The sequence below is a fragment of the Chrysiogenia bacterium genome, from assembly GCA_020434085.1.
GTDB lineage: Bacteria > JAGRBM01 > JAGRBM01 > JAGRBM01 > JAGRBM01 > JAGRBM01.
Genome location: JAGRBM010000214.1, coordinates 1 through 7,658 on the forward strand (window position 1 = coordinate 1; position 7,658 = coordinate 7,658).

General features: G+C 64.8%; 7 protein-coding genes. 5 read left to right on the plus strand and 2 right to left on the minus strand.

Annotated features, from left to right (window positions below; all coding sequences use genetic code 11):
• The 5 genes from KDH09_06970 to glgP form a co-directional block, all read left to right on the plus strand.
• A partial coding sequence (locus KDH09_06970; GenBank protein MCB0219417.1) for a protein-glutamate O-methyltransferase CheR occupies positions 1-740 on the plus strand: 740 nt, incomplete at its 5' end.
• A gap of 3 nt (positions 741-743) precedes the next feature.
• Positions 744-1,847, plus strand: coding sequence for a chemotaxis-specific protein-glutamate methyltransferase CheB (cheB, locus tag KDH09_06975; GenBank protein ID MCB0219418.1), 1,104 nt, complete (start codon positions 744-746; stop codon positions 1,845-1,847).
• Positions 1,848-1,902: 55 nt separating this feature from the next.
• The gene (locus tag KDH09_06980) at positions 1,903-2,670 is read left to right on the plus strand and encodes a carbonic anhydrase family protein (protein ID MCB0219419.1); all 768 of its coding nucleotides are present in this window, start codon (positions 1,903-1,905) and stop codon (positions 2,668-2,670) included.
• 87 nt (positions 2,671-2,757) lie between these two features.
• Complete coding sequence (locus KDH09_06985) at positions 2,758-3,201, plus strand: TM2 domain-containing protein (protein MCB0219420.1); 444 nt, start codon at positions 2,758-2,760, stop codon at positions 3,199-3,201.
• Positions 3,202-3,341: 140 nt separating this feature from the next.
• Positions 3,342-5,480 (plus strand): alpha-glucan family phosphorylase, encoded by a 2,139-nt coding sequence (gene glgP, locus KDH09_06990; protein MCB0219421.1) that lies wholly within the window; start codon positions 3,342-3,344, stop codon positions 5,478-5,480.
• 7 nt (positions 5,481-5,487) lie between these two features.
• Here the strand turns inward: glgP and glgA are convergent, their stop codons facing one another.
• Both glgA and KDH09_07000 read right to left on the minus strand, forming a co-directional pair.
• On the minus strand, positions 5,488-6,933 hold the full coding sequence (gene glgA / locus KDH09_06995) for a glycogen synthase GlgA (GenBank protein MCB0219422.1): 1,446 nt from the start codon (positions 6,931-6,933) through the stop codon (positions 5,488-5,490).
• Positions 6,930-7,658 (minus strand): DUF1926 domain-containing protein (locus tag KDH09_07000; protein MCB0219423.1); only part of this gene is annotated, 729 nt, incomplete at its 5' end. The genes glgA and KDH09_07000, both read right to left, overlap by 4 nt.

Below are 7,658 nucleotides of genomic sequence, written 5' to 3' on the forward strand. Positions count from 1 at the left end.
AGTACGGCGAATACTACGAGTATGTAAAAAAGGATGAGACCGGGGCCGAGCTCATCCAGATGATCGACCTGATCTCCACGAACGAGACCCGGTTCTTTCGTGAGCCCCAGCAGTTTGAATACCTGGAGCACACGATCATTCCGCAGCTCAAACGAGAGGCTGCAGAAGGCCGCCGCGACCGGGTGCTTCGGGTCTGGAGCGCGGCGTGCTCCATGGGGCATGAGCCCTACACCATTGCCATGGTGCTCAAGGAGCACCTGTGCAATGAAAACAACTGGCGCGTGGAGATCATCGCCAGCGATATCTCTACCCGGGTGCTGCAGCAGGCCCGCGACGGGGTATGGGACATCCGCGCGGCCGAGCAGATTCCCCAGCGCTACCTCAAGCGTTACATGCGCCGCGGCACCAATGCGCAGATTGGAAAAATGCGCGCCAGCCCCGAACTGCGCGCCATGATTCGCTTCGAGCGCGTCAACCTCAATCACGCCAAGTATGACGTGCCCGGGCAGTTTGACCTGATCTTCTGCCGCAACGCGCTCATCTATTTCAATCAGCAGGCAAAGGTCGACATCGTCAACCGCCTGCTCGACCGCCTGGTGCCGGGCGGATACTTTTTCCTTGGACATGCCGAGAGCCTGGCAAACATCAGCAGGCGGGCGACCAACGTCATACCGGCTGTCTACCAGCTTCATGCGCAGACGGCTGCGAAGCCGCCGCTGCGCCGGGCGGCAGGGGAGTAAACCATGGCTGCGGACGAACCGATCCGCGTGTTGGTGGTGGACGACTCCGCCGTTGCGCGCCAGCAATATCGCAACATTCTGACGTCCTCGCGCGGGGCCGACCTGATTGCAACCGCGCCCAATGCCGAGATGGCGCGCCAGCGCATTCCCAAGCTCGATCCCGATGTCGTCGTGCTGGACATCCACATGCCCGGCGTCGACGGGCTGACTTTTCTCAAGTGGCTCATGCGCAACCTGCCCACGCCGGTTGTCATTTCCAGCACGCTCAACCCCGACGCTGCCAAGCTGACCATGGATGCATTTTCCCTGGGCGCTGTCGAAGTCGTCTGCAAAGGCGATACGAGCGGCACGGGCGCCTGGGGAGGGGACTTTCAGGACTCCCTGCTTCGTGCGGTGCAGGCCGCCGCCAAGGCCGCGCCCAAGATCAAGTCGCGTCGCGGCGCCAGCCCCCTCGTCGCAGTGGCAAACCAGCAGCGCGCAATTACGAGCAGTGCGCTGCGTGCAGGAATGCTGGTGGCCATCGGCGCATCGACGGGCGGGACCGAGGCCATTGCGCGCCTTGTCGCTGCCATGCCCGAGGGCTTTCCCCCGACGGTGATCGCCCAGCACATGCCGCCGGTCTACACCCAGAGCTTCGCGGCGCGTCTGGACACGCTGGGGCCGGCGCGCGTCATCGAGGCCAAGGGAGGCGAAGTGCTGCAGGCCGGTACGGTGCTGATCGCGCCGGGCGGGCTGCACATGGAACTGCGCCCCTCACCGCGCGGGCCGATCACCCAGATTTTCGATCCCACCGACAAGGGGCCGCGCCCCTCGGCCGACCGGCTGCTTCGCAGCGCGGCGCGCGTGATGGGCAAAAACGTGGTGGGCATGGTGCTCACCGGGATGGGAAGCGACGGGGCCGAGGGATTGCTGGCCATCCACCAGGCCGGCGGAATTACCATCGCGCAGGATGAGGCAAGTTCGGTCTGCTACGGCATGCCCAAGGAAGCGGTGAAGCTCGGCGCGGCCCAGCACAAGCTGGGCATCGACCACATCATGCCCCGGGTGTGCAAGCTGCTGGCCGTTGGAACAAAGGCGAAAACGCTTGCGGCGCAAAGCAACCCGTAGAATTCGATCAAACAACGCCCGTATGGGCGAGACGGCAACACGAAGGAGTCAGGGAATGCGGATTCATCACACGACACTCGGGGCGGCGCTCGCCGCCCTTGTTCTGACAGCCTGCGCCGCTCATGGTGGCAACCACCACGGCGCGCACTGGGGATACGAAGGTGAGAGCGGCCCCGCCCACTGGGGCGCGATGAGCGAAGAGTTCGCGCTGTGCGAAACCGGCAAGGCGCAGTCGCCCATCGACATCGACCCGCAGAGCGCGGCAGCCGAGGGCAAAGCGGCAATCAGCCTCGACTACCAGGCCGGCGGCACCGAGGTGATCAACAACGGTCACACCATCCAGGTGAACTTTCAGCCCGGCAGCACCATGAGCGTCGGCGCCGACAAGTTCGATCTGCTGCAGCTCCACTTCCACCACACCAGCGAGCACACCGTGGGCGGCAAGTCATTCCCGATGGAGATGCACCTGGTTCACAAGAGCAAGGACGGCACGCTGGCCGTGCTGGGCGTGCTGATCTCGGAGGGCGAGGAAAATGCCGCCATTGCTCCGGTATGGGCGGCCATTCCGGGTGAAGCAGGCGGAAAGGCCCCGCTGGCAAGCCCCATCAGCGCGGCGAGTCTGCTTCCAGCCTCGATGAAGACCTACCGTTACAGCGGCTCGCTCACCACGCCGCCGTGCTCCGAGGGAGTGCGCTGGCACGTGCTCAGCGAGTCAATCGCGTTCTCAAAGGCGCAGATCGACGCCTTCGCGTCGCACTACTCCGTGAACAACCGCCCGGTTCAGGCGCGCAACGAGCGCGCCCCCATGGTTTACGAAAACTAGTCCTGGTTGACTCACCTCTTGCCTTGAGTCGGATGCCACATCCCAAGTATCGTTTGGGGCGGCATTCGAGCGGCAAGAGGTGAGTCAATGAGCAAGAAATTCTCTCCCTGGGGCGACTCCCACTGCGCGGTGGTGGGCTACATCCTCTGGATCTTCGGGTTCACCGGGGCCCACCGCTTTTACTTTGGAAAGCCGGTGACCGGCACCATCTGGCTGTGCACCTTCGGCCTGCTGGGGGTGGGCTGGCTCATCGACGTATTCCTGATACCGGGCATGGACCGGCGGGCGGACCTCAAATACACGGCCGGGCCCATCGACTACAACGTGGCCTGGGTGCTGCTGACCTTCCTGGGCGTCTTCGGGATCCATCGTCTTTATATGGGCAAATACATAAGCGCGCTGCTCTACCTGCTGACCGGCGGCTTCCTCCTTATCGGGGTGGCCTACGACTACTGGACCCTCAACGGCCAGATCAGCGAGCGCAACACCGAGTATCTCCAGATCCAGCGAGGCGCTGCATCGGTTTCGTGACATGACGCGGGTCGGGCTTCCCCTGCCGCCCAAACCGGCTATGAAGGGCCCGCAGGGCCCTTTTCCCTCCCGGCGGGGGGAGCGGCTAGACTGGCCGCGCATCCGGGCAGGACAGCGGGCCCCCGAGGAAACCATCATCCGTGGACGAATACGTAAGCCACACACGCGAACTGCTTCACGAACTGGCGCAGAATGTACGCTGGGCCTGGAGCGGCGAATTCTCCGAACTCTTCAGCGAAATCGACGTCGATCTCTGGCGCCATACCAACCACAACCCGACCTTCTTTCTGGCAGAGGTCTCTCCCGAGTGCATTGAGACGGTCGCCCACAATCCGCACTACCGCGTGCGTCTGGAGCGTGCATGTCGCACCTTCCGCGACTACCTGGGCAGCACCTCGAACTGGGCGACCACCAACGCTCCGGGCCTTGGCGCGCAGCCGGTTGTCTACTTCTGCGCCGAGTTCGGCCTGCACGAATCGGTGCCCATCTACTCGGGCGGCCTTGGGATTCTGGCAGGCGATCACCTGAAGAGCGCCTCCGACCTTGGCGTCCCGCTTCAGGGCGTGGGCATCCTCTACAAGCAGGGCTATTTCATCCAGGAACTCGATCGCCACGGCGCGCAGAGCGAGCACTACGTCGACACCCCGCTCGAGCGAACCGCCGTCGAGCGAATCTGCGACGGACAGGGCAAGCAGCTCGAAGTGCGCTTCCCGGTCAACGACCACGAGATGGTCGTGCGCCTTTGGCGCTGCAATGTCGGGCGCGCCCCGCTCATCCTCCTGGAGGGCAACCTTGTTCCCGACACCAATGATCACGCATTCAACAGCCGTCTCTATGGCGGTGACCAGCGCACCCGCATCCTGCAGGAGATCATGCTGGGCATCGGCGGGCACAAGGCGATCCGGTTGCTCGGGATTCACCCCGGTGTCATTCACCTGAACGAAGGACACTCGGCCTTCGCCGTGCTCGAATCCATTGCGGAGTGTATGGAACTCGAAGGCCTGCCCTTTACCGAGGCCTCCTGGCGCGTGCGCGAGCGGACGGTGTTTACCACGCATACCCCAGTCGAGGCCGGGCATGACCGCTTCGATCCTGGCCTGGTACTCAACTTGCTGCGCAAATTGCGCGAGCGTCTCCACCTCTCGGAGCATGATTTCCTGGGACTCGGGCGCATCAATCCCGATGACCAGGGCGAGCCCTTCTGCATGACGGTGCTCGCGCTCAAGCTCTCGAATCACGCCAACGCTGTGAGCTCTCTGCACGGGCATGTCTCGCGCAAGATGTGGCAGGGCCTTTGGCCCCAGCGCACCCGGGACGAGGTGCCCATCGGTCACATCACCAACGGCGTGCATGTGCCGAGCTGGATTGCTCAGCCCATGGCGCGCTTCTTCAGTCGCGACCTGGGCGAGGATTGGCCGACCCATCTCTGCCATCCCGACACATGGTCGCGGGCGGGCAAGATGGATCCCTTCGACCTGTGGGACGTGACGAACCTGCTCAAGCGTGAGCTGCTCCACTTCCTTGATCGCCGTACCGAGCGCCGCGACGAGCGTCTTGGCGACGGAGTCAGCCAGCCCTCGGGCTTTGACCCCGAGGCCCTGACCATCGCGTTTGCCCGGCGCATCGTTCCCTACAAGCGCCCGACACTGCTTTTCCGCGATCCCGACCGGCTGGCAAAGCTACTCAACAATCCCGAGAGGCCGGTGCAGATTCTCTTCGCGGGCAAGGCCCACCCCAACGACGACCGGGGCAAGGCGCTCATTCGCGAGATTCACGACATTTCACACGACCCGCGCTTCGAAGGGCGCGTGATGTTTCTGGAAAACTACGACATGAACGTCTCGCGTCACCTGTTGCAGGGCTGCGACGTGTGGTTCAACTGCCCGCGCCGTCCCTACGAGGCATGCGGCACCAGCGGCATGAAGGCCGTCTTCAACGGCACGCTCAACCTCTCGGTGCTCGATGGCTGGTGGGCGGAGGCCTACGACGGGCGCAACGGCTACGCCTTCGGGCGCGGGCTGACCCACACCGATCCACACTACCAGGACGAGCGCGACGGGGACGATCTCTACCGCGTGCTCGAAGAGCAGGTGATCCCCGACTTCTACGACCGCTCACCCGAGGGCGTCCCGCTCCGCTGGGTCGAGCGCATGTCACGGGCACTCATTACGCTGGGCTGGCGCTACAACTCCGACCGGATGGTGATGGATTACGTGCGTGAGTATTACCTGCGTGCGGCCGGCACGCTGACCGCGGCCTATCCCGAAGGCCACGAATAGACGCGCCCTAGCTCAGCAATCCCTCATAGAGCCTGCCGTAGTGGCGGGCGGCATCCTCCCAGGTAAAGCGCTGGGCCATGGCGCGCTGCTGCGCCGCGCGCCAGAGTTCTGGCTCGTCGTTGAAGACGCTCACCGCGCGGCTTACGGCCTCGACGAGCGGGCGCTCATCGGCGAGTCCCACGAAGGTAAAGCCCGTGCCGCCTTCATCGCCCAGATCCGAGACCGTATCCACGAGCCCGCCCGTGCGGTGGACAATGGGCAGGGTGCCGTAGCGCATGGCGTAGAGCTGGGTAAGCCCGCAGGGCTCGAAGCGCGAAGGCATGACGATTGCGTCGCAGCCGGCTGTCATGAGGTGCGCAAGCTCCTCGCTGAAGCCGATCCACACGGCGACATTGTGCGGCAGCGCGGCGCGCAGCGACTCGATGTCGCGGATGTAGGAGGGCTCGCCCGAGCCCAGGAATACCAGGTCTGCGCCGCGGTCCACCATCTCGCGGGCGCCGCGGGCCATCAGGTCAATACCCTTCTGCCAGGTCAGGCGGCTCACCATGCCGATAAGCGGGCGATGCGAGGGCGGCAACCCCAGGCGCGCGCGCAGCGCACTCTTGTTCTCCAGTTTGTGTTGCATGGAGTCATGGTCGAATCCGCGCGGCAGATAGGGATCGGTTGCGGGATTCCATGTTTCGTAGTCGGCGCCGTTGAGCACGCCGTGGATCGCACCCGCGCGTGAGCGCAGCAGCTCGTGGATTCCCTGGCCCTGATCGGGTTGCAGGATCTCGCGCGCATAGGTGGGGCTCACCGTCGTGATGCGGTCCGCCCAGGCCACGCCGGCCTTGAGAAAATTCACCCCGCCGCAGTCTTCCAGACCGTCGGCGCGCCACGCGCGCTCCCACTGGGAGGCGGTCAGTCCCATCCAGTCGGCTTCCCAGTGGCCGAAGCGGCCCTGGTAGGCGAGGTTGTGAATCGTGAACACGCGCTTTGGCGGCCCGCCCACCGGCGGGAAGAGTTCGAGGAGCAGGGGCGCCAGCGCGGTCTGCCAGTCGTTGGCATGAACGATGGCGGGCGGCCGCTCGCTGCGGCGGGCCAGCTCGCACACGGCGCGGGTGAAGAAGATGAAACGCCGCGCATTGTCGGCAAACTCGCGATGCCCGTCGTCATAGAGGGGAAGGCGCGCGAAGAACTCGTCGCATTCTATCAACGTGATGCGCAGCCCGCTGGGCTCGGTCCGGCTGAGCAGGCGGGCAGGGACCCGCGCGGGCCCTAGGGGTACGGCCAGGTTGCCGCCCTCGTGGGAGAATCCCTCACGGTTCATCGCCCCGTAGGCAGGCAGGAAAACGCGCACCGGATAACCCAGCCGGGCCAGTGCCGGGGGCAGGCCGCCCATCACATCGCCCAGACCGCCGGTCTTTGCCAGCGGTGTCATCTCGGAGGCAAGAATCCAGATCTCGGACTTCACTTGGCGTCCTCCGACAAAAACTCCAGCGAAAGTGAGGGCGCGTCGCCGAGCTTCGCAAGCGTCGCCGCATCCCAGCACAGCGAGAAGATGGTTCCCTGATAGACGCGCTCGAAGGCATTTTCAGAGCGCTGGAGCGTTTCGACAGGCGCGGTCGACAGCAGCGCCCCGCTGCCGGTGAACTCCACGCGAAGGGCAAACCCGATGTGGGTATCGCGCAGCACGAAGGCGCTCGCCGCCAGCGGATCGAGCGCGCTGCCGGGGATCACTTCGTGAGTCTTGCCCGCGCTCTCGATGACGAGCGTGCGGCCGGGCGCCTCGGGCGTGAGCAGGCTCAGGCACAGCATCACACCGAAGCAAGCATTCTTCTCGATTTCCTGAATCTTCCACGCGCAGGCAAGGCGCGTCTTGCTCTCGAAGGCGACGCGCTTTTCAAAGCGTGCGCCCCCGGCGCTGCCGCTTCCCACAAAGCCCGCACCCTCGATACGCCAGTCCTTGAGCGGCGCGTTCGCGCGGTTCATCCCGGCGAAGGCGCCAAGCCCGGCCGCGCCCGGAGCGTGCTCGGCGGTGAACTCGCGCAAGCTGCGCAGCGGCAGTTTGTCGAAGTGGTAGTCGGCCAGCGCCTCTTTCTCGATGCCCACGGCATGCTCGTGGGGGGAGGCCACCCCGTCGCTGTCGCTGCTTTTGTGGGTGATGTCGGCGCCGCTGTGATAGCTCTCGCGCCAGCG

What these genes read in the sequence shown, in the direction of transcription:
- KDH09_06985 (MCB0219420.1), top strand. Translation starts at nt 2,758, where the DNA reads ATGAGCAAGAAATTCTCTCCCTGGGGCGACTCCCACTGCGCGGTGGTG.
- KDH09_06980 (MCB0219419.1), top strand. Translation starts at nt 1,903, where the DNA reads ATGCGGATTCATCACACGACACTCGGGGCGGCGCTCGCCGCCCTTGTT.
- cheB (MCB0219418.1), top strand. Translation starts at nt 744, where the DNA reads ATGGCTGCGGACGAACCGATCCGCGTGTTGGTGGTGGACGACTCCGCC.